Source organism: Fenollaria sporofastidiosus, from assembly GCF_943169635.2.
Classification (GTDB): Bacteria; Bacillota; Clostridia; order Tissierellales; family Peptoniphilaceae; genus Fenollaria; species Fenollaria sporofastidiosus.
Map to the genome: position 1 here is coordinate 29,764 of NZ_OW968186.1, position 23,140 is coordinate 52,903.

23 protein-coding genes are annotated in these 23,140 nt (G+C 37.0%); 7 read left to right on the forward strand and 16 right to left on the reverse strand.

Annotated features, from left to right (window positions below; genetic code table 11):
* Positions 1–8: 8 nt before the first annotated feature.
* From pepF to KO172_RS00205, 4 genes are read right to left on the reverse strand one after another with little or no spacing between them, the layout of a single operon-like run.
* The gene (pepF, locus tag KO172_RS00190) at positions 9–1,802 is read right to left on the reverse strand and encodes an oligoendopeptidase F (RefSeq protein ID WP_215491625.1); all 1,794 of its coding nucleotides are present in this window, start codon (positions 1,800–1,802) and stop codon (positions 9–11) included.
* A gap of 14 nt (positions 1,803–1,816) precedes the next feature.
* Positions 1,817–3,208, reverse strand: a complete 1,392-nt coding sequence (locus KO172_RS00195; RefSeq protein WP_215491626.1) for a peptidoglycan D,D-transpeptidase FtsI family protein — start codon at positions 3,206–3,208, stop codon at positions 1,817–1,819.
* Positions 3,201–4,430, reverse strand: a complete 1,230-nt coding sequence (locus KO172_RS00200; RefSeq protein WP_215491627.1) for an FtsW/RodA/SpoVE family cell cycle protein — start codon at positions 4,428–4,430, stop codon at positions 3,201–3,203. The genes KO172_RS00195 and KO172_RS00200 overlap by 8 nt, the downstream gene beginning before the upstream one ends.
* Positions 4,431–4,850, reverse strand: coding sequence for an FHA domain-containing protein (locus tag KO172_RS00205; RefSeq protein WP_215491628.1), 420 nt, complete (start codon positions 4,848–4,850; stop codon positions 4,431–4,433).
* A 100-nt stretch (positions 4,851–4,950) separates the two neighbouring features.
* On the opposite strand from KO172_RS00205, the gene KO172_RS00210 reads away from it, so the two are divergent.
* Positions 4,951–5,391, forward strand: a complete 441-nt coding sequence (locus tag KO172_RS00210) for a regulatory protein RecX (RefSeq protein WP_215491629.1) — start codon at positions 4,951–4,953, stop codon at positions 5,389–5,391.
* Positions 5,391–5,654 (forward strand): GIY-YIG nuclease family protein, encoded by a 264-nt coding sequence (locus KO172_RS00215; protein ID WP_215491630.1) that lies wholly within the window; start codon positions 5,391–5,393, stop codon positions 5,652–5,654. Before KO172_RS00210 ends, KO172_RS00215 begins: the two co-directional genes overlap by 1 nt.
* A gap of 10 nt (positions 5,655–5,664) precedes the next feature.
* Here the strand turns inward: KO172_RS00215 and KO172_RS00220 are convergent, their stop codons facing one another.
* From KO172_RS00220 to KO172_RS00250, 7 genes are read right to left on the reverse strand one after another with little or no spacing between them, the layout of a single operon-like run.
* Positions 5,665–6,054 (reverse strand): hypothetical protein, encoded by a 390-nt coding sequence (locus tag KO172_RS00220; protein ID WP_215491631.1) that lies wholly within the window; start codon positions 6,052–6,054, stop codon positions 5,665–5,667.
* 60 nt (positions 6,055–6,114) lie between these two features.
* Positions 6,115–7,491, reverse strand: a complete 1,377-nt coding sequence (locus KO172_RS00225; RefSeq protein ID WP_215491632.1) for a hypothetical protein — start codon at positions 7,489–7,491, stop codon at positions 6,115–6,117.
* Positions 7,475–8,887, reverse strand: a complete 1,413-nt coding sequence (locus KO172_RS00230; RefSeq protein WP_215491633.1) for a sensor histidine kinase — start codon at positions 8,885–8,887, stop codon at positions 7,475–7,477. The genes KO172_RS00225 and KO172_RS00230 overlap by 17 nt, the downstream gene beginning before the upstream one ends.
* Positions 8,871–9,560, reverse strand: a complete 690-nt coding sequence (locus KO172_RS00235; RefSeq protein WP_215491634.1) for a response regulator transcription factor — start codon at positions 9,558–9,560, stop codon at positions 8,871–8,873. The genes KO172_RS00230 and KO172_RS00235 overlap by 17 nt, the downstream gene beginning before the upstream one ends.
* A gap of 5 nt (positions 9,561–9,565) precedes the next feature.
* Positions 9,566–12,493, reverse strand: a complete 2,928-nt coding sequence (locus KO172_RS00240; RefSeq protein WP_215491635.1) for a UvrD-helicase domain-containing protein — start codon at positions 12,491–12,493, stop codon at positions 9,566–9,568.
* Entirely contained in the window at positions 12,493–14,898 is a 2,406-nt protein-coding gene (locus KO172_RS00245; RefSeq protein ID WP_215491636.1) for a PD-(D/E)XK nuclease family protein, read from the reverse strand. The genes KO172_RS00240 and KO172_RS00245 overlap by 1 nt, the downstream gene beginning before the upstream one ends.
* Complete coding sequence (locus KO172_RS00250) at positions 14,891–15,847, reverse strand: RluA family pseudouridine synthase (protein WP_215491637.1); 957 nt, start codon at positions 15,845–15,847, stop codon at positions 14,891–14,893. Before KO172_RS00250 ends, KO172_RS00245 begins: the two co-directional genes overlap by 8 nt.
* Positions 15,848–15,936: 89 nt before the next feature.
* Here KO172_RS00250 and KO172_RS00255 point away from each other — a divergent pair, with 89 nt between their 5' ends.
* On the forward strand, positions 15,937–16,548 hold the full coding sequence (locus KO172_RS00255; protein WP_215491638.1) for a hypothetical protein: 612 nt from the start codon (positions 15,937–15,939) through the stop codon (positions 16,546–16,548).
* A 47-nt stretch (positions 16,549–16,595) separates the two neighbouring features.
* On the opposite strand, the gene KO172_RS00260 is transcribed toward KO172_RS00255, so the two are convergent.
* The 5 genes from KO172_RS00260 to KO172_RS00280 form a co-directional block, all read right to left on the reverse strand.
* Positions 16,596–17,270, reverse strand: coding sequence for a DNA alkylation repair protein (locus KO172_RS00260; protein ID WP_215491639.1), 675 nt, complete (start codon positions 17,268–17,270; stop codon positions 16,596–16,598).
* Positions 17,252–17,725 carry a pyridoxamine 5'-phosphate oxidase family protein gene (locus tag KO172_RS00265; RefSeq protein WP_215491640.1) on the reverse strand — a complete coding sequence of 158 codons (474 nt, stop codon included), beginning with the start codon at positions 17,723–17,725 and terminating at the stop codon, positions 17,252–17,254. Before KO172_RS00265 ends, KO172_RS00260 begins: the two co-directional genes overlap by 19 nt.
* 11 nt (positions 17,726–17,736) lie before the next feature.
* On the reverse strand, positions 17,737–18,474 hold the full coding sequence (locus tag KO172_RS00270; protein WP_215491641.1) for a carbon-nitrogen hydrolase family protein: 738 nt from the start codon (positions 18,472–18,474) through the stop codon (positions 17,737–17,739).
* A 98-nt stretch (positions 18,475–18,572) separates the two neighbouring features.
* Positions 18,573–18,872: a DUF3784 domain-containing protein gene (locus KO172_RS00275; RefSeq protein ID WP_215491642.1), complete on the reverse strand. Its 300-nt coding sequence runs from the start codon at positions 18,870–18,872 to the stop codon at positions 18,573–18,575.
* 14 nt (positions 18,873–18,886) lie between these two features.
* Entirely contained in the window at positions 18,887–19,483 is a 597-nt protein-coding gene (locus KO172_RS00280) for a GNAT family N-acetyltransferase (protein ID WP_215491643.1), read from the reverse strand.
* Between the two features lie 596 nt (positions 19,484–20,079).
* On the opposite strand from KO172_RS00280, the gene KO172_RS00285 reads away from it, so the two are divergent.
* From KO172_RS00285 to KO172_RS00300, 4 genes are read left to right on the forward strand one after another with little or no spacing between them, the layout of a single operon-like run.
* A complete protein-coding gene (locus KO172_RS00285) occupies positions 20,080–20,781 on the forward strand; it encodes a lantibiotic protection ABC transporter ATP-binding protein (protein ID WP_215491644.1) in 702 nt (233 codons plus the stop codon).
* 3 nt (positions 20,782–20,784) lie between these two features.
* Positions 20,785–21,525: a lantibiotic immunity ABC transporter MutE/EpiE family permease subunit gene (locus tag KO172_RS00290; RefSeq protein ID WP_215491645.1), complete on the forward strand. Its 741-nt coding sequence runs from the start codon at positions 20,785–20,787 to the stop codon at positions 21,523–21,525.
* Complete coding sequence (locus KO172_RS00295; RefSeq protein WP_215491646.1) at positions 21,525–22,265, forward strand: lantibiotic immunity ABC transporter MutG family permease subunit; 741 nt, start codon at positions 21,525–21,527, stop codon at positions 22,263–22,265. The genes KO172_RS00290 and KO172_RS00295 overlap by 1 nt, the downstream gene beginning before the upstream one ends.
* 15 nt (positions 22,266–22,280) lie before the next feature.
* Complete coding sequence (locus tag KO172_RS00300; RefSeq protein ID WP_215491647.1) at positions 22,281–23,093, forward strand: NisI/SpaI family lantibiotic immunity lipoprotein; 813 nt, start codon at positions 22,281–22,283, stop codon at positions 23,091–23,093.
* The last annotated feature ends 47 nt before the right edge of the window (positions 23,094–23,140 follow it).

Here is a 23,140-nt window from a genome sequence, read left to right on the forward strand (position 1 = left end):
AGGTCCTCCTACATAAGTTCTTCAAACTTATCCATAAACTCGTTAAATGTATCTAAACTGTTTAGTATTGGGTCCTTCTTTGTCATATCTACTCCTGCTTCCTTAAGTATGTCGATTGGGTACTCGCTTGAGCCCTTTGATAAGAAGCCAAGGTATTTTTCCACTGCTCCTTCTTCTTTAGAAAGCACTTTTCTCGCAAATTCTGTTGCGCAGCTTATACCTGTTGAGTATTGGAATACATAGAAGTTGTAGTAGAAGTGAGGTATTCTTGCCCACTCATACTTGATCTTATCATCAACAACTACATCATCGCCGTAGTAGAACTTATTTAAATCGTAGTAAGTTTTGTTCAAGTAGTCTGCGTTTAATGTGCCGCCTTCTTGTGCATACTTGTGAATTATATTTTCAAATTCAGCAAACATTGCTTGTCTATATAATGTAGTTCTAAATGACTCAAGGTAGTTGTCTATGAAGTATAATTTTTCTTCTTTAGTCTTAGCATTGTCAATCATGTAGTGAGTTAGTAGTGTCTCGTTCATAGTTGAAGCAATCTCTGCTAAGAATATACTGTAGTTTGCGTATTGAATAGGTTGATTTGTGTTAGTTAGATATGAGTGCATAGAGTGGCCCATTTCATGACAGCATGTGAAGACTGAGTCAAGTGACTTGTTATGATTTAAAAGGATGTATGGATATGTTCCCTTAACACCTGATGAGAAGGCTCCGCCTCTTTTGCCCTTTGTTTCATAAACATCGACCCATCTTGAGTGATATCCCTTATAGGCTATGTCTTGATACTCTTTACCAAGTGGTGCAATTGCTTCTTTGATAATCTCTGTTGCTTGTGGGTAATCAATCTCGAACTTTAAACTGTTAAGCATTGGCATGTAGATGTCATACATGTGTTGTTCTTTAAGTCCCATATACTTCTTTCTAAGCTTCATATATCTATGAAGGTAGCCAATCTTGTCATGCACTGCTTCGATTAAGTTGTCATATATCTTTTCATCAACAGCATTGGCAAATAAGGCAGCCTCTCTTGCACTCTTAAAGTTTCTAACTTCAGCTCTGAAGATGTTCTTCTTAACTGCTGCCTTAAGTGTTGCTGCAAGCATATTGATATGGTCAGCGTAGTTGTCGTAGTATGTGTTGAATGTATTCTTTCTTAAGACTTCATCATCTTGTGAAAGAAGTTTTGTGAAGACTCCAGAGCTTAGTGGATGCATATTGCCATCTTTATCTGCAACTGAATCAAACTTTAAATCTGCATAAGAGAACATTTGATATATGTCATCTGGCGCGCTATATAGGTCTCCCGCCTTTGATAGAAGTGCCTCTTCCTTTTCGCTAAGAGTGTGAGCTTCGTATCTAAGTATGTCTTCAAAAGTCTTTCTATACTCTTCAAGGCCTTTTTCTTCAGAAATGAATTTTTCTATATTCTTTCTTCCTACCTTTAAAATTTCAGGTGATTCGAAAGCTAAGATAGTTGAGAATTTTACTTCTAATGATTGTGCCTTGTCAGCAAGTTCTTGACTCTTTGTATCTGTAGTGTCTTGTGAGAACTTTAAGCTTGCATAAACAAATATTAGCTCAAGTCTATGAATAAGTTCGTATTTTAGCTTAGTAAATTCAAGCAAAGTCTTTGCACCTTCGCCAAGCTTTCCTTCATACTCGCTTAACTTTAAAATGTCTTTTGAAATCTTGTCGTACTCTTCGGACCATTTGTCATCGTTTTCAAAGATCTTCGTTAAATCCCACTTAAATTGTTCATCAATTTGATCTCTTGTTTTTAATTCGTCCATGTTAACATCCCTTTCTATTTATTGTAATTATTTATTAGATAATTGTTTATTGCCTTAACAATGCCTTGCATTTGGTAGCCCATCTTCTTTTGGTCTTCGCTCACAACACAGATGCTGTAGTCAAGCTTATCAGACTCTATAAAGCTTACTAGCCAAGCGTTGTACTTACCCTTGCCAAGCTCTGCAGTACCAGTCTTAGCACCTATAGTGAATCCCTTTCTATACAAGGCCTTCGCTGTACCACTCTTCACAGTCTCTAACATCGCTTCCTTTACTTTGTCAGCGTCCTCTTTATTGCCAACTGTCTTATACACTTCGCTCTTTGTTGATTCAAGCAAGGTGCCCTTATTGTCCTTGACCATCTTCACGATGTAAGGTTTAAGCATTACACCTTTCTTGGCTATGGCACTAGTCATCATAAGCATATTAAGAGGGCTTACTAGTATTGAGCCTTGACCTATAGAGTCCGCTGCAAGCTCTGTTTTGCCTGCATCTCTATTGAACTTCGATTTAGCAAAAACTAAATCAAAGGTAAAGTCCTTGTCTATATAAAAGTCTTCTATAGTATCTAGGAATATATCCTTGTTCATGCTCATAACCTTGTTTATGAAGTAGGTGTTGATTGACCTGCTCATAGCAGCGTTTAGATCAACATCGCCATACTTCTTTGCACCAGAGTTTTTGAAGACATAAGAGTCGACTGTTTCGCTACCTGTGTCGGTGTAGCTTAAGTCTTTCTTTGCCTTTAATATCGCCATGGCACTTACTAGCTTAAATGTTGAGCCCGGCTGATATAGTCCTTGGGTCGCTCTATTTAGTAGTTCTCCGCCATTTGAATTGACAAAGTCGTCCCAGTTTTGATCTATAGTTGATGGATTGAAGCCAGGGTTTGAGTGCATAGCAAGCACTTCGCCTGTTCTGTTATCCATGACTATGACTGCGCCTTTGTCCCTTGCAAAGTTCTTCTCTATAAGCGCTTCTAAGTTATTATCTATAGACAAAACTAGTGACTTACCAGCTCTGTCATTAAATATCTTTCTTATGTCCTTGAAGTAGTCGTCCTTGTCTGTGCCCGTTAAAACATCGTTGAAGGTACTTTCAAGGCCTTGCTTGCCATACTTCTTGCTAGTGTAGCCAATGACGTGCGAGTACCTTTTTCCAAATGGATACATCCTTTCTTTCTCTTCGCCCTTGACCTTTGTCGCAGCAAGTATAACACCGTTTCTGTCATATATAGTGCCTCTAATAACATTCTCCTCGTCTACTCTGTTACGCCTGTTATAAGGATTGTTCTTTATATCATTTGCAAGAAATAATTGAAAGTATGTTAGGTAGAATATTATTCCAAAGAAGGCCGCTAAAAATATTATTAGTGAAATTATAATTCTCTTATTCGTTCTATCCATCGACTTCACCTTCCATGCTCGATAGCTGAACCATAGCTAGAATTATGAAGGACGCTAGTATCGATGTGCCTCCGTAGGCAACGAAAGGAAGCGTTACCCCTGTTAGTGGTATAAGCTTTAGTACGCCTCCTAAGATTAAGAGGGCTTGCACTGAGAATAAAACTGCGCAGTTGAAGCTTAAGACCTTGTAGAAGGTATCGTTCGACTTAAGCGCTATCTTGAATATTCTTGAAATAAGCATTATGAATAACATAATGATGGCGATGCCAACTAGTGTACCCATCTCCTCACATATAGCTGAGAAGATAAAGTCGCTTGTCGCAACTGGTATAGTCTTAGGTAGACCTAGACCTATGCCTGTGCCAAGAAAACCACCTGAACTGATGGCAAAGAGCGACTGCGTTATTTGTAGTCCGATGCCATCCATATAGTCCCAAGGATTGATAAAGCTTAGGACTCTTACTCTTACGTGACTGAATAAGTAGTAGCTCACAATGCTCATCACTACAGCTAAGAGTAGGTTTACATACTTTAAGTACTTCTTCTTTTCAAAGACGAACTCGCTAAACATCATCATACCGTAGATGATGACTGCTGAGCCAAGGTCCTTTTGTAAGAAGAAAAACATTATGAAGCTGTATGTTATTAGTGTAAAGATTTCAGGTCCATACTTCATATTGGCATACCTTTTGTAGTTCTTGTAGTAGATTGCTTGCAAGAATATATATAGTATCTTGATGAACTCGCCTGGTTGGAACCTTACTGGTCCAAGCCTTATCCAGTTTCTCGCTCCATATTTCGTCTTACCTAGTACAAGTGTCAATATGAACAGTATGTAAATAAGTGCTAAGACTAGAAAGAACATCTTGTCAAACTTATTCTTCATCGCCGTCAATATAAAGATGGCGAGATAAAAAACAAGTATACCTATGCTTATCCAGATAACTTGCTTAAAGCCACTTATCTCATCAAGCCTTAGTATCTCAAAGGTCCCTATTGAAAAGAGCATAGAGACTATAAGGTTTAAGTAGCGATCTGCCTTCGGTGATATCTTGATAAGCAAGATATTAAGTAAGTAGATAAGCACAAGCACGCCAGCTGTGTAATATATAAAATTATTCGTTGGCTTCATGTCTTTGTAAAAGTAGAATAAACTTAGTTCTAATATTACAAACATAAAGACCAGTAGCAAAGGTCTTGCTATGTTTATTCTCTTTCTCATCTATAGCTCCCTGTTCACAAAAACAAATTTTATATCATTTACTTCTATGACGTCTCCGTCCTCAAGTATGACCTCGTCATCAATCTTAGTGCCATTGACATAAGTGCCGTTTTTGCTACCAAGATCTCTTAGGTAATACTCGCCTCCGTCCTCTTCGATGATGAAGTGGTTCTTCGATATGAAATTGTAATCAAGCCTAATGTCTGAGTACCTATCGCGTCCCACACTTAAGCTCTCTCTAATTGGATATATCTTGTCCTTCGCTTCGTCATCGATGAGCTTTAAGTAAGCACCCTTCTTCGAAGCTTGAGTAGACTTTATATCTTGAAAAATCATCTTCGCTATTTGAAAGACGAAGAGATATATAATAATTATGAATACATACTTTAGTATCATAGACAGTATTGAAAAAAAGTCCACAGCCTTCACCTCATATTTATTTTATCACAAAGCAAGAGTTTTTGCTATGAATATTGAAAAATATTTACTAATCTGTTAGAATTAATTAAAGAGGTGTATTATGAACGAGAAGGCTTATAACTATGCAATTAAATATTTGAAGAACATCAAGACTAAGAAGGACGTCTACGACTACCTAATACGTAAAGGCTTTAGTGACGAAGAGACTAGTGAGGTCTGTGACTATATAGAAGAGGTCGGCCTTGTTGATGATGATCTATACATTAAGTTCTTCGTTGAAGATAGCTTTCGCATTAAGAACAAGGGTGCAAGAAAGATCGCCTACGAGTTAAAGCAAAGAGGCATAGATGATGATAAGATTTACGAGGCGATGGAAGAAGCAAAAGATATGGAATGCGATGCACTTAAGGATGCATATGAAAGAAAACTCGACGCAACAAAGAGCGAGACTGACCAGTACAAAAGAAAGAACAAGATCATTCGCTTCCTAATAAGTAGAGGCTTCGACTACTCAGACATTAAGGACATAGTTGATATATAATGAGTAAGCTCTACTACATCTACATGCTTAGGTGCAAGGATGGTTCCATATACACAGGCTACACCGACAACATCTACAAGCGCATAGAAAAGCACAGAAGTGGCAAGGGTGCGAAGTACACAAGAGGGCGTGGACCCTTTGAGCTCGTCCACTACGAGAGTTTCTTAACAAAGGAAGAAGCCATGCAAAGAGAGGCAGCGATTAAGAAGCTGACTAAAGAAGCAAAATTAAAATTAATAGAGCGTGACGCAAAAAAAGAGTAGACCAATCTGTCTACTCTTTATCTATATCTATATCTTGTTTTTTATCTGTACTTAATCTCGTAGTTCTTTTCTTCTTCCCTCTCTTTGCCATCGAGCCCATCGCTATAGCGACAAAGAGTGATGTAAAAGCACTCGTTAACGATATAACTACAAGCTTCAAATCAATTACCGATGTTTGCAATATACTTCTCTTGTTGCCCTTTATTAATAATAGAAAGGCAAAGACTATCAAACCTATAGTCGGTATATACTTTACAAACTTATACTTCATAAAGCTTACGTGCAAGAACAAAACAAGTACGGCAAAGACTAGTGCGACGACAAATAGTATCGCAGTCTCCGTCATATATGGTCTTACCTCTGTAAGTATTTTTTCTAAAATTGATTTTATAGTACCCATTACTTCACCTTCAATATGATTACTTATTATACAACATATGAGGGGTATTTGCAAGCGTAATTATTTTATCTTTCTAGCTCCTAAGGATATGAATTTCTCTCTCCACATATTGCCATACTGACCAAGTGCCCACTCATTCATTATGATGTTCGAGTTTAGATCCATAGTAAAGACTTCACTAGCTAAACGAGACCTATGCACCTCGTATGCGCACAGAGCTTTGTCCTTATATATCATCGCCATGGCCTTGTTAGGAGAACTGAACGCATCTCTAAGTTTAGGGAACTTCTCCTTCAACACTTCGTAATTAAAGTCAAGCTCGTCAAAGTGCACTAAGTTTTTGTTTGGCCTCTTCATAACGAAGCTGTCCTTATATAGACCAGGGTAGTTTATGTCTTCCTCCCTCTTCTTAAGTATCCAGTAGCCGTTGTTCCTAGCAAGTGTAATGTTTCTTGCATCGTTTGATATGTTCTTGAACTCGTCCATGCTATAGGTCTTAGTGTTATCAGTCTCTTCATCTTCTATAAGCTCACGAAGTGATGCCTTATTGTTCTGACTATAGTTGTCTAGAAAATATACACCTACGTCGCCGTTGTCCTTAAACCTCGACTCTATCTCATATGAAAAGTAGTCGTTGCCAACAAAGAGAATCTTTCTAGCTCTATCTAGCTTTCTATTTTTATTTGCGTCATATAGTACAAGTGACTCAAAGGTATTAACATGGTCATTAATAACTAAGAAATCTTCTTGATATATGCCGTCCTTTTCAATATTTACGCACTCAATCCTTGTAAAGCCATCGCGCCTTGGCACTAGTAAATAATCAAGCTCATATGCCTCGCCCTTGTATGGCTGCATGTATATGGTCTTGTACTTAGGCACGCCATCTTCATCATTTCTAAGCCCTATCAGGAAACCTATGTCCTCATCTATGGCCTCGTGGGCTTCATCTGATGTGCTCTCAACAAGACTAACTAGCTCTTTAAGATGCATCTCGTCAAGTGTCTTGTCTGTCTTAGTAAGTGTGTATAAATACTTACCAAGCTTAGTCATCATCTTGTCACCATTAATGATAAGGTCGTATCTAAAGCTTCCGTCCTCATACACTGAGTACACGTCTGCATATACGCCTTTGATGTCCTTAAGCTCTATCTTGTAGTTGAAGAAGAGGTAGTCACTTAAGAGCACTCTCCTATACTTTAGCTTCGCACCCTTGATAAGATCGTTACCTATGATGTAGTCGTCATCACTTATATAGATGTAGTCGTCCACTCTTAGTGATGAGTCGACTTCTCTTTGCTTCTCTTCAACGTCCATGATATCCTTTACTTGCCACACTCCATATAGGTCTGGATTCGATACCCTCTTTCCTGTATTACATGAGGCTAGTAGCAGCATCATTAAGATGAGGCTCAATAAACTAAGAAGCTTTTTCATCTTTGATCTCCTTTGCAAGCTTTACTGTGAACTTAGTGCCCTCATCTACTTTTGATTCGATATATATCTCTCCCTTATGCAGCTCAACTATCTCCTTAACGATGGCAAGGCCAATGCCAGTATGCGACTTTGACTTTTTACCTGTGTAGAACTTTTCGAAGATGTACTTAAGCTCTCCTTCTTCTATGCCGACTCCTTCATCAATAACATCTATGAAGTAGCTGTCCTTGTCTTGATAAAGGTTGACTGTTATAAGTCCTCTCTCTTTATTAAACTTAACAGCGTTATCAAGTAGATTAATTAGAACTTGCTTGATTCTGTTTTCATCACCATAGTAAAGGTAGGAGGCGTCAGCAATGTTTAGCTCTATGCTCTCTTTGTTCTTCTCAAGCTTAGGGAAGACCTGCTTAGTGATGTCTTCAACGCAAATCTTAAGGTCGAAGTAGTCTTTATTAAGTGAGATTTTGCCCGAGATAAGACTTGAGAAGTCAAGCAGCTCTTCTAATAATGAGCTAAGTCTTTCACTCTCACTAATAAGTATATCGTGAGCAAGCTCTGTTGTCTCTTGATCAAGCTCGCCATCTTTTAGTGTATATGCCCAGCCTGTTAATGATGTAAGAGGCGTTCTTAGTTCGTGTGAGATGTTTGCTATGAACTCATTCTTTAACTCGTCATGCTTAATTATCTCGTCTGATAGTATGTTCATCGCGTTTGATAGCGCGCCTATTTCATTCTTAAGCTTAAGTCTCGATTTGTCCTTGTAGTTACCCTTCGACATACGCATAGCTATCCTTGTAAGGTATTTGATTGGATTAACTATGGAGTCGCTTATGAAGTTAGAGATTATTATACAAACGAGCAAGACTAAAAGGCTTATTGCCGCTATGATGATGGAAAGCTTGTTCGTAAAATCATCAACTTGCCCTAAGCCGAAAAATAATCTTAAATAATATATAGGCTCCTCGTCGTGCATAACTGCCGTACTAACTGTTAAGACCCTCTTACCTGATGCAGAGTCGCGGCCTATCCAAGTCGCACTTGCGTTTTGAATGAGCTTGTCCATCTCAGGTGCTGTAGTGTACTTATAACCTTCCGAGTCAAACAGCACTGTGCCATCTAGGTCTAAAATTTCGAGCCTTTGATCGATATTGTTGTAGAAGAGGTTTGGATGCTGATTGATTGCTTCCTTTAGCTTCTCATTGCTTGTAAACCCGTAAAACTTTCTGTCGTAGTCAACATACATGTCCAAGGTGTCCTTCGCGTTCTCTATAGTCTGATTGTAGTAGAACCTCTTGAACATATACGAGGAGAATATATTGATCAGTACAAGCGATATAAAGACAAGCAAGATGAAGTTCTGCATCAAGCTCTTCTTTAAACTATTCTTTGTATTCAAAAGTAAATCCCTCTCCCCAAATAGTTTTTAAGTGTTCAGGATTCGATGGATCCTTCTCTATCTTCTTTCTAAGTCTGGATATGTTTACATCGACAAGCTTAGTATCCATTAGATAGTCGTAACCCCAGACAGTCTTTACTATGTCCTTTCTCTTGACAAGTATGTTTGCATTCTCTATTAAATACTTGATGATACCAAACTCAGTTGGTGTTAGCTCTATCAGCTCATCATCAACATAGAAGTCCTTTAGGTTTAAATCGACTCTGAACTTGCCAAGAACAATTTCTTTCTCTTCCTTCTTCTCATTGATAAGCCTTCTACTGATGGACTTGATCCTTAAGATAAGCTCCTTTGGGTTGAATGGCTTTGAAAGGTAGTCATCAGCTCCCGACTCAAAAGCGTTTATCTTGTCTATGTCCTCGCTCCTTGCAGTCAGCATGATGATTGCCATGTTTGGATAGACTTCTCTAAGAATTTTAAGAAGCGTAATGCCATCCATCTTCACAAGCATGATGTCAAGTACTGCTATGTCAAAATTTATTTCTTTGCACGCTTCAAGTGCTTCTTCTGCACTCTCATAGTCATTAACAAGGTAGCCTTCCTTCTCTAAGTTTATCTTAACAAACTTCCTTATTGCTGCTTCATCTTCAACTAATAGTATTCTGTAATCCATATCATCTACTCCATATCAATAAATTTATCTTTTGATAGAATAAATAGTCTCGCACTTGCATCCTTTTTGAATATAGTCTTAACAGCTTCTACATACATAGACATCTGCTTAGCATATAGCTCCTTAAGTGCATTGTCATCAAGACTAGTGAGCTTGTAGTCAGTAATGACTACTCTGTCATCATATACATCTAATCTATCAATAACCCCTGTGTATATTATATCATCTTTAATGTAATAATACTCGAATTCCTTATATGTTTTGACATTCTTAACAATTTTGTAAAACTTTTCATAGTTCTTCGCACACATTAGTAATAAATTTTCTTCCCTTTCGCTCAAAGCATATGCGTCCACTGTTGCCTTAAAAACTTTATCGAAGTCCTCTCCCTCATATGCTTCACAAAATCTATGTGCAGCTGAGCCAAGCTTCTTCTTGTCACTTAAGCCACTTTCTAAATCGTCTCTTTCGTCATCATATACCTTAAAGGTGTTTACATTATAATCATATGCATATTTAGACCTCGATGGTAGAGGCGCATATAAACTCTCGTACTTCACCAGGTCCTTCGTTATAAGGTCATTGTCACTTGCAAGGCACTCTTCTTCATCTATATCGAGCTCTCTTTCATAAAAGTTTGCCTCTTCACTAGTCGCATCAATCTCTTCTATATATGGGTTGAAGCCGCTCTTGCCGCCTGACTTATATATGATGAGCTGCTCCTTTGCTCTCGTAAGCATTACATATAAGTTTCTTATCTTCTCTTCTTCATCTAGTTCACTATCGCCACTTTGTGCCGCCTTGAAGTTTGAGTAAAGATCTTTAAACCTTAAGAAGATTTTATCATCAGAAAGCCTTGCAAAGCTAAAGTCGCTCGCTCTTTTAAAGGCCATCTGTGCACATATAACAACTTTTGCTTCAAGACCCTTCGCCTTGTGTATAGTCATGATTCTAACTATGTCATCGTCCTCGCTGATGTATGAGGGCTCAGCTGCTCCCCTATCTCTTAGCATAAGGATCTTATCTACAAGTGTCTCAAAACTCGTTATGCCCGACTCATAGTATGATCCTAGTCTATCTAAGAAGCTACGAACGTTTGTGTAGCTTTGCGCGCCTCTCTTCCTTATAAGCAGCTTCTCCATATACTTAGTCTCATCAAAGAAGGCCTTCAATACTTCGTCAAGCCTTTCTTCATCCTTCATGTGTATATACTTACGAAGCTCTTCCTTGTAATACCTAAAGTCATCTCTGTCCTTTGTCAAGAATATCTCATCGTCATCTATGGCATAGAAGCTGCTTCTTAAAAGCGCAATTAGTGAAAGCTCGTCCTCATACCTTAGGTAGTGAATGAAGTTGTAGATGTCTTCCATCTCGTCACGCTCGTTCAATGCTTTGTTTGCTGTGTTATATACAGGCACCTTTGACCTCTTAAGAGCCTTCTCTATGGCAGATGAGTCTCTATTGGAACGCACTAAGACAAGCATATCGCCAAAGGCAAGGCCGCCCTCGTTTAGATCCATAATCTTGTTTGCTATGGCAGTAGCTTCGAGCTCTCTATCGTTCTTGTCATTGTAATTAATAAGTTTCACTTCACTATCATTAATGTCGCCCTTAAAGACTAGGTCCTCATAGTCCACTATCTTATCTTTAAAAAGTTTGTTGACAGTGGCAATAATTTTTTCGCCTGTTCTATAATTTTCGTTCATGCTAATGGCTGTGGACCTTTCATCATTTAAAAAGTCCTTCTTAACTGAGCGATATAGACTCACGTCTGCACCTCTAAACGCATATATGGACTGCTTGAAGTCACCAACGACGAAGAGTCTGTCTCCACCAAGCGCCTCATTAAGTAGGTAGTATATCTCCTTTTGTATAGGTGAGGTATCTTGAAACTCATCAACCATGATGTAGCTAAGTCTACCCTTAAGTGTCTTTCGCACCTCTTCCGTCTTAAGTAAATCCCTAAAGAGTATCTCCAAGTCATTAAAGTCAAGAGCTGCCTCTTTTTCTTTGTAGCTCTTATACTTAGCATGCGCCCTCTCAAGTAATGTGAAGAAGTCCTTATATAGACTAAGTTTATTTACTTCAAGCGCTTTAAGTATGTAGCTTGCGCTGTCCGTGATGGCATCGTAGCACTCTTTCTTTTTTGCATTCACTCCGATATTGTATGCAAAGTCGTTAAGTAGGTTTATATTAAGCTCATCTACTCTCGCAGTCCTTAGTGCGTCTAATGAGCCTTTATATTTATCAATCACCTTGTATAGCTTAGAAGTCTCCTTTATATCGCCTTTCACTTCATCTATGGCGTCCGCCATCTTATTAAGAGCCACGCTTATACTAGCTTCGTCATAGCATGAACTGATGTAAGTTATAGTATTATCATACAGCTTCTCAAGGTCCATGCCCATAGTCTTCTTTATGATGCTCTTAAGGCTACTCACAAAGTTGTCGTCGTAGTTTCTATCAAGAGCCTTAAATAGCTCTTCATAGTTTTTCTCATCAAGCGCTTCCCTTACTGCCTTATCAAGTAGCTCATCTGCTTCGTCCTCTTCCACAACTACCGCGCGTGGGTCAATGTTTGCAACGAGCGGAAATGCCTTTAGTACCTTGAATGCAAATTGATGCACTGTAGAAACATTTGCGACAGGCATATTGTTGTAGTAGTCTTTGAACCTTGCATCACTCTTTGATCTTTCGTAGACAAGCTTTGAGATTCTTTCCTTAAGTTCGTTACTTGCCTTCTTTGTAAATGTTATAGCGACTACCGACGAAAGTACATCGTCCGAATTTATGCATGAGAAGTCACCCTTGTCCAAGATCTTTACAAACCTATTGACAAGGACTGTGGTCTTACCTGTGCCAGCAGAGGCGTCGAGCAAAACATTTTTGTCTATTGTATCAACAGCAAGTTGCTGCTTTTCATTTAAGTTCATCACTCTCTCCCCTTCTTGCACATGCTTCTATATTCACAATACATTAGGCACTTATCCTCGCTTGCTTCGTCAATGATATTAAAGCTATATGTCTTAATTTTTTCTATCAAAGATTTAATTTCTTCTTCACAAGCATCAGCATCGGTAGGCATAAAGTTGATATTGCCATCGAACTTCGATATTGCTACAAAGGCTGCGCCTATATAGGCACCACTTGGCTTGTAGTATAATGCATACGCAGAAAGCTGAAGACTGTCCTTCATAGTGGCCTTGCTCCTTTTGTAGTCGATCACGAGTAGTTTTCCAGTGATAGTATCCTCATCGACTCTGTCAATCTTGCCTTTGATGATATGTCCATCTACACTAATCTTTATGCTCTTCTCAAGGTCTTTGACAATGTAATTACTATGCTTCATCCTCTCCTCATCGAAAATTATAAAGTCTTTGATGTAGCTCTCGATATTCTCAAGTTCAAAGCCCAAGACGTCCGCGTATTCATTCGTGCTTTTTATATTATTAATGCATCTTTCCAAGATCCCCTCATCGAAGATGACCTTAGTGCCGATAAAGTTTCTGTAGTAAAACTCCAAGACCTTATGCATGTAAGTGCCGATGTTTCTCGCCTTCATGTCTTGCTCCACAGGCTTTATATCGTAGATGTAACTAAGTAGCGCTGCATATGGACATGTCTTAAATGTCTCAAGAAAGCTCACCGTTAATTTATTTTTCACAAAATCGTCAACCACGCTCGTGGCTGAGTAACTCTCTAGTTTGCCGTTGTACTTCGAGATGACACCTTCCGCTCTAAGTTTATTAATCTCATCATAATTTATTAGCTTGGATTTAGAAATATTTTTATGTGCCTCGATAAGTATCTTCTGCTCCTCATTTGTGGCAAGTGAAGTGCTCTTCTCTATAGCGGCAAGGCTCCTTATACGTGTCCACTCATCAATTTTAAACTCGTTAAAGAAAGATGACGCACCTTGATCAGCATCCGAATTCGTTCTTGCTGAGTAAGATATTGTGATCTTATCTCCTGCCGCCTTAAAAAGTTTCTTCATCAAGTTCTTAGACAGCCAGGGCATATACTCTCTCTTGTCATAGTTAAGCTCTTTATATATGCTATCTAATAAAAAGTTCTCATTCATAGTCTTTGGAAAAGCATCAAGACTCATACCAAGTACATAAACAAGCTTGTACTCTCTTAAGGTATCGAAGTCGCCATTATATATAGATACGCCTGCAGCTATCCTGTCCTTGCGTCTATAAACCTCGTATTTAAAGGCAAGCTTAAGTAGATCTACGAGCTCGTCTTTGCTTATAGCATCACCGTAGACTTCATATATCGCGTCCATTATCTTAGTAAACTTATCTAAAAGGACCTCATCCTTTGTGTACTTAGAAGCTAGTTCAAGTACTTCTGCCTTTGTAAGTTCGTCCTCATAAGAAGCTAGATCCACTAATAATTTATCTTGCCACACTAGGTCTTTCATATAAAGAACCCTGTTTTTGTTCCTAGGCACATGGTAGGAGTCAAGCATCTGTGTTAGAAGCGGCTCCTCTGACTTATCCATTAGGTAGATAAGAGCGTCTTCGTATGAGTAGCCACGCTTCAAGACAGATCTTTTAATATCTGTAAGCACGTAATCAAGCTCCGCCTCAACTGAGTCCGCACGTACAAAATCTATGCCCTCAGTATCAAGTATCTCTTCGTTAAATAAGTTCTTTGAGACTTGAGCAAAGCGCGCCTTGCTCACCTCAGCCTTGTGATATTCATCCTTAATACCATCTAAGTAAGAGATAAGTTCATCTGATGCAAAGTCTTGCTCTATAAATATGTTTAACTTCTTGTCTAAATCCTTCGCAAGCCCAATAAGATATATAAGCTTATTGTTAAGCTCGTTAAAACCGATGAAGTATATGGAGTCCGCTTCTTTAATCTTAAGATCATCTAATTTAATATTCTCATTAGAGGCAAGGTAGCCCTTTTTCTTTAGAATATCCTCGTAGTCTAAGTATATCTTCTTATACTCTCCGCCATAGGTCATAAGGTCTATGTCCTTCTTATTTGCTTCCTTAATCGCTTCAAAGATGAGGTCAATGTAAGATGGATACTTAAGAAACGGCATAGATCCAAGGTTCATATCTATCGCCTTCTTTATGATAAGGCGCATAGACATATCCGAAAGGAACTTATATGCACCAATCGCATACCTTATGTAAAACTCGTCAATACTAATCACACTTGTATCTACGAGCATGCCGAGGCGCTTCAAGCCCTCTTGGACAATGAAGTCTTTATACTCTGTATTTTTAGTGATGATAAGAACTTTGCCACCCTCATCCATGCGCATGGCATCAAATAAGTTCTCGGCATCCTTCTTCGTTTCGTATACCTTAATCATTGAAGAGACTCTCCTTCACTTTATCATAAGTCTTCCAAGCGTTTGCATAGAACTCTTTATTGCTTAAGTAGCTAAAGAAACCATCAAGCTTAGGAAATGAAATTTTGTATGAGTAAAGCAGCTGATTATTAATTAAGCTTGCAAGCTTAGCGTTAGTAGCCGCATCACCATACTTTCTATCACCTACTATAGGATGTTTTAAAGTCTTTAGGTGGAAGCGTATCTGATGAGTCTTGCCAGTTAGTAAAAGCACCTCAAGCTCAGTAAAATTGTTTTTCATATATATAGTCTTGAAGTGCGTTATCATCTCGGATCCATCATCCGAAAGCTTCATCATGTTCTTCTTCTCGTTTTTCTCATACGAAACCTCAAAAGTCTCATCAACATCGAAGCGTCCCTTGACTATGGTCTTGTAGTACTTATTAATCTTTCTTTCTTTGATAAGCCTTGTCATCTCTTTAAGCGCTTCATAGTTTTTGCATCCGATCAAAAGACCCTTGGTGTTCCTATCGAGTCTGTTTGCAAGCGCTGGCCTAAAGGTATTCTCGCTGCGAGGCGAAAATTCATTTTTATCTATAAGGTACTTTATGAAGCTATCGACAACGTTCTTTTCAAAGCCGTCCTTAGTAGCATGACTAAGAAGCCCCTCATCCTTGTCAATGATGGCGATGTTCTCATCTTCATAAACTATCTTCAAGTCGATAATGTTTGGGTTGTACTTCTTTTCCTTTTGAGTAAACTTATCAAAGGTCTCATCAGAGAAGAAGACCTTAAGCACATCTCCAGTAAAGACCCTCTCTTCGCCACTCGCCTTCTTGCCATTTAAAACTATGTTCTTCTTTCTAAGCATCTTCATTAGAAAGGACTTAGTCGCATTAGGAAAAAATTTCACAAGGAAGCGATCGAGTCTTTGATCATTATCATTTTCGTTTATTTTTATCTCTTTCATCAATTTCACCTTTTATTTTGTTATATTATATGATATAATTATAATACAAACGGATAAAAAAATAAAGTTATCAAATAAGAGGTGTAAGAATGAATTTTTGGGAAAAATTTAAAGACTTTTTGTATAATTCGATTGATTACATAATTATGCTTATAGTAATCATAGCTGTTGTATGTATAATAAGCTGGAGACTTGACATACTATTCGTTAACAACGGTGCGAACTCCATACTAACAAAGAACATTGAGAACAGTAAGGACGACAAGAAAGTCGTTGAAAACATAGACGAAGGTCAAGACGCAAATGCTAACAATGAAGAAGGTGCTGACAAGGTAGAAAAAAGCACAAGCGATACTAACGGTGAAGAAACTAGTGAAGCTCCTAAAGATGGAGAAGACGCAAAGCCCCAAGAGGAAGAAACTAGTCAAGAAGAAAAACCAGCAGAGAAAGCTCCAGAAGAAAAACCGGCTGAACCAGCTCCACAAGCAAGCGGTACAGTTGAAGTTAATATACCTGCTAAGTCACTACCAGGCGAGATAGGTAAGATACTTGAGCAACAAGGTCTTGTTACAAGCAGCAAGGACTTCGTTAATAAATGCGTTGAGTTAAAACTTGACACAAAATTAAAATCAGGCAAGTTCACAATCAATAAGGGAGCAAGCCTTGACGATATCGTTAGAACTATAGCAAAATCTAAATAGACAGTATAAAAGCCAGACTTAAGTCTGGCTTCTTTTATGATTAAATATTACTTTTTCATCGACTCTCGAATTTTTTGTAGAGTCTTCTTTTTTATATCCTCATTCGCGCACTCACTAGCTAGATAGTTCTCAATGGCATCCTTCTTCGTAAAGTATAGCTCGCACAAAAGCCATGCAGCCGCCATATTGACATAGTAAGTGTCCACACTTATCTTCTTAATAAGATGGAGCAATCTCTCTATGTATATGGCATTATTAAAGTGCTTAAGCATGATGACTAGTCCTAAGCGCACAGTGTATTCTTCCATGCTCTGAATGTATGAAGATGCCTTATCAAAGGCAGCCTCCTTATGAGCCTTATCAAAGCGAAACTCGCTCGCAAGTAAGTCTGTCACCTCCCAACTATCGATATAAGGCAAGAATGCATCAAGTGATTTCATGGCATCTTCGAACTTTGAATTCATCTTGAAAATGCACAAGGCATATAAAAGCTTCTCCTCTCTATAAGTGAATGAAGAGTCACTAAAAATATCAAGATTAGAATTTTTCCTTACATCACGAGCTAGACTCCTTAAAGCGCCCATGCGCACACCAAGTATGCTCCGCTTCTCAATCGCTGGAGTGAGCTTAGCAACAAAGTCCTTATACTTTGCGTCCTTCTTAGCATATAGCTCTTGAAGTATATAGTTATAAGTCAGCATAACTACGCCTTTGCCTTGCAAGTTAATTCCTTCACGCAAATTTTGAAAACACGTGTCCTAGGTATGGCTGCCCTCGCATATACAAATTTTTCGCTTGGTATATGGTACTTTTGTACAAGGACTTCGAGTGCATCCTCTTTATCATCATATTCAAGAACTTCATATACTGTCCCCCTACCTATGACAGACTCGTAGTTCATAGTGCAGTAGCCGCGTTCCTTATCCATGATGAGCTTATGATTAGCACTCATTTGAAAACTAAGAGTAGCTCCGTCCTTAAGAAAGTCATACTTTCTTCCATCCATCGCTCCATGTATATATAAAGTGATCTCGCCACCTTCTTCTCTAACTCCAAAGTTAACCACCAAGATGTATGGCGAGACTTCATCATTGAAGGCAAGCACGACATCATCGCAGTCCTTCATTATCCTAAGTATTTCATTTATGTCCTTTACTTCTCTATTAGCCCTTCTCATATTTACCTCCCTTATTTAATCTCACAAGTAAGCACAGCCTCAAAGCCCGATGGCACTTCAGATATTATCATGCCATTAGCAAAGTAAGCTGCACCTCCCTTAGCTATGTAGTCTTCATCAAAGTCGTAGCACACAGAATTCACATATAGGACAGGTGCTTTAAGTAAGGCCGCCTCTTTTGCGTACTCGTACTTTTCTTCTTCGTTCCAAACTTTAGGCGCAAAATCAGTGTAGACAGGCCACAGAACCAAGTCCTTGTCAATCTTACTCGCTTCATTAAGATATTCCTCGTGCCAAAAGTCGCCGCATGTGCCGACCATAAGCTTCTTATCTTCAAAGTCAAAAGTGTGAAAGCCTTCACCCTCTTTGTAATGCTCATCAGCGATAGCTTCCTTCCAGCCACTAGATACACGTCTAAAGACATCTATAAGCTCGCCACCCTTGCCTATTGTAAGCTGTGACGAGTAAAGAGCCTCGTTAAAACTCTCTATCATACCAAAACTCACGGCAATATCATTATCCTTAGCACAGGCGCGTATCTCATTAATGATATCATCATCAAGCGATATGGCAATCTCCTTATCAATATCATAGTTCCAAGTCAAAGCCTCAAAGCCATGCAAGAACGACTCACCAAAGACAAGCATGTCCGCCTTGTGAGAGTATTCATTCATAGCCTTGATAATTATGTTTTTATTATGCAATACATCCTTAGTTTTAAACGCCAAAGACATTAAATTAATCTTCATATGATGACCTCCTTTTACTATATTATACCATATACATGAAAAAAGACGCCAAGCAAATTCCTTAGCGTCCATGAATTTAATTTAAATATTTCTCATACTTAAGCTTTTGAATAATGAGAACTTACTAAAGCGCTCACCATAACACCGAGTACCATTGTAATGACTACAGTGACAATCGCTTTCTCTCCGCTTATCACTCCTTTAAATATCAATAGCGATTCAGCAGCTAGTAAAAAACCAAGTAAGAGTAACGAAAGGCCAGTTGCCTTAGCTAAAAGATCTTTATTGACATTTGAGTCAGCTTTATATCCAGCCAATAACTCCACCATTTTAAATTTCCATAGCATTGATCCAATAATTATTAATGTAAGACCTGCTAATAACGATGCATAAGCCATAATATACCTCCTATTCATTCAGAACTATCATTCTTCCACTTTTGAAATGCTACTTTGAATTTCTCAGCATTTAATTTAAAAGTAAGACCATCTACATACTTACCTTTAAACTTTTGATAAGCTTTGTCTGTGTGTATCAGCTCAAAACCTAACTTTCTAAATAAGCCCAGTACCGGATAGTTTTCAGACCATGTTTGAGTATAAATATCTTCTTTGCCGTTCTCCAAAAGCCAATCTATATACAATGACCAAGCTTCTGCCCCATAACCCTGCTTGCGATTTTTTGGATTATAGATATCGATACCAATTGTTAGATTTTTACTCTCTTTAGTATATTCATAATTTTCGTCAATATTATACGAGTTAATCCTACCTATATGTTCTCCAGTATCTATGATTTCAATTTCTCTAGAACTATATATAGATATTGGGCTGTTCTTTTCTAGCTTCAATAAGGAAAACTCTCTATATTCTTCGATATTAAAATCATTTTCTTCCCATGGAGCATCCCACTCCATCCACTCAATTTCTATAGTATTCCATCTTATATAGTCATCTATATCACTTTTAGCAAAAGGTCTTAATTTAATTCTTTTACCTATTACTTCCATAAGTCACCTGCCGATTATTTGTTTTATATTTTACTTATATAGTAGCTTGTTAGAAGTGAGGCGGGCTATGCGCCCTCTAATACTCTATCTAGATTAATACCGTGAGTCACGAGATAGAACGGTTATTTAAAATTCTATCAACGCCAAAGTTTATTTACTCAAAATTTATGAGATAAAATTAGTGTATTTTTGTAGCTTGAGATTTTTACACTCCGCCAAATTTCGCTGGAAAATTTGATGAGAAAGGCGATGTGCAGAATTTTTGCGAGTGAGTCGTATAGACGATACGTCGCAGCGAGCAAAAATTAAAAACAATCCTTTATCGCAAATTTAACGCGAAATTTTATTCCCACTCTTCTTTTCCAAACATCCGGTATATATCAAACCATTCAAAATACTAGATTTTATTTTTTCTAATATCAGCACATCCATCTAATTATAGGACATTTTCAAATTTTTAGTCCCGTCCCAGTCCCAGTACCGGACAATAAAGGCAAAAATAATCTATTAAATTTTAAAGAATATTATCTTCCTTATGGAATCCTTAAATTTGTATTTTATACTAAGTTTATAAAATGAAGAGGAGGTTCATTTATATGGAAAAATTGATATTAGAAACGAAAAATCTTACTAAAACTTTTGGTAAACAAAAAGCAGTGGATAGTATTTCTTTAAAAATAAAAGAAAATTCTATATATGGATTGCTTGGACCTAATGGGGCTGGTAAATCGACTACATTGAAGATGATTACCGGAATGATTCATAAAACATCTGGAGAAATCTTTTTTGAAGGTCACCAGTGGAGTCGTGACGATTTATCAGATATTGGTGCGTTGATAGAAATGCCTGCCTTGTATGAGAACTTATCAGCTAGGGAAAATTTAAAAGTTAGGACACTCCTACTAGGATTACCCGATTCTAGGATTGATGAAGTTTTGGGAATAGTAAGTTTAAAAGATACTGGTAAAAAGAAAAGTGGTCAGTTTTCTTTAGGCATGAAACAAAGGCTAGGTATCGCCATTGCCTTATTAAATAATCCTAAGCTTTTGATTTTAGATGAGCCAACTAACGGACTTGATCCACTTGGAATTCAAGAATTGCGTGATTTAATAAGAAGCTTCCCAAATAAAGGAATAACTGTAATTTTGTCTAGTCACATTTTAGCAGAAGTTGAACAAACTGCTGATCATATTGGGATTATTAATAATGGAAAATTGCAATACCAAAACATTATTAATCATGATGACAATTTAGAAGAACTTTTTATGAATGTTATAAAAAGTGGGATAGGAGTGTAAAAAATGATATTTTATATTCTTGCTGAAAATTTAAAACATAAGGGCACTTTCTTGAAGAAGTTAGTAGTTCTTATGCCAATATCTTTAATCTTATTGTCCTTATTTCTTATGCCCAGCTACTTTACTACCAATTCCTATAACTGGTGGTATGTAATAATAATGCCAGCAACTTTTGCCTTAATACCAGCAATGATGCATAGAAAAGAAAGTAGAAAATTAAACTACAGAGCAGTTTTCCCTCTAAATATTAATCTCAAAAAGTTATGGGTTTCAAAAATAATTACAGCATTTATTTATATGAGTATTGCTGCTATAATTCATATGCTAGGAGTGTATATTTTTCAATTTTTAATTGGAGAGCAATTAACACCTAACTATGGATTTTCAACATTACTATTTGCTAGTTCCTTACTAATAATAGCCAATATTTGGCAAATCCCATTTTGCTTTTTCTTGGCAAAAAAATTTGGATTTATTGCAAGTATTATAATTAATGCAGTATTAGGGTTAGGATTAGGAATCTTGTTGTCAGACGGTGCTTTTTGGATTTATTGTCCATATTCTTGGGGAATTAGATTAATGATTCCTGTTATGCATATTTTACCAAGTGGTGTTTTGACGGAAGTATCAAATCCAATAATATCAAGTACATCATTATATATTCCTTGTGTTTTATCTGTATGTCTATTTACATTACTTACAATAATAAGTGCAAATTGGTTTTCAAAGCAAGAGGTGAAATAATGATAAACATAATAAAATCCGAAATATATAAAATCAAACACACCTGGCTTCCTTGGATTCACATAATCTTACCTATAGCCTATTCTTCATTATTCTATGTGGCATCAAAAACTACTGGATTAAAAAATTTTGAAGAGAGTGATATAATACAAACTTATTTTATACTTTTAGGAGCAGTAATCCCAATAATATTAAGTTTTATTACTTCAAAAGTTGTTGATATGGAAATAAGTGCTGGAAAATTTCAAATGCTTTTATCTACTACAAAATCTAGAACTAGAGCCTATATAGGAAAACTTATTGTATTAGAATTGGGATTTATTATTTCTCTGACTTTAGCGATTATAATTTTTGCAATATTGTCGGGATATCAAAATATCTTAGATTGGGTTATTGAATTTTTCTTAATTGTTATTAGCAGCTTTTCTCTATACATGATTCATCTTTGGGTATCAATCATATTAAGTAGCGGTGCATCTATTGGATTGGGTTTTCTAGAAACAATGATTAATTTACTTTCAATAACTGTCATTGGTGATAGTATTTGGTATTTTTTACCTTGTACCTGGGCATCTAGACTTCCAGCTATGTATATTACTATGAGCAAGGTTTCGGATTGGTCTTATTTTTACAAAGAGTTGAGACTGTGGAGTTTTGTAGCTTTGTTTATTATATTAATCCTATTTGTTTGCTCATTAGTTTGGTTTAATAAGTGGGATGGAAAATCTGTTAGCGAATAGAATAGAGGCATTTTTATGAAAAATAAACATAAATTATTAGTCATTGCGATAATCTTTGTTTCTTGTTTCTGTCTTTCTTCTTGCAGAAATCTTAGATATAAAATGGATCAATATTCTAGTGATAAAGAATCTTGTATTTTGAACGATGAAGATGTAAGACAATTTTATTATAAAAATAAGTCCTACACCATTCTTGATGAAGATTCTTCAAATGAAGATATAAATAAATGGATTGGAGTTATTAGAAAACTAGTTGCAGTTGATGATGGAGGTAAAATAATTAAACAAGTTGATGCCACCAATTTAGGCATAAATAGTCTAGACAACTTTGCAAAAGATCTAAATAATGATATTCATGTCCTTCAATTCTTTGATGTATATACAAATGATAAAGCTAAAGACACATTAACCGTAGAAGTAAATGGTAGCAATTACAAAGCAGTTCCTACAAATAATATAAATAATGAGACAAAGATTTTTGATTTTAAGGAACATTCGAGAGAACAAAATTCAGAATTTCAAATAAACCCCAAAAATGCTACTCAGTTATTTTATGATGGAGCAACCTATCAAGTTACTGATCAGGTTGTCTCAGAAGATGATTTGGAAGATTTTATAGGTATTATTGCCAAAGATGTTGTATTTGATAGAGATACTAAAAATATAATTATAAAAGAAAACTTAGGTGAAATTGACTGGCTAGGTAAAAATAAGTCTAAACGTGAAACACGGTTTTATTTAGATGTTTACAAAATTTCCGAAATAGATATTGATGATGGATTTGCAGTAAAAGTAAATGACCAATATCTAAAAGCAAAATCCAAGTAATATCTTAATGATAAAGTAGGTATTTTATAAAAAATGAGGAGGTGATA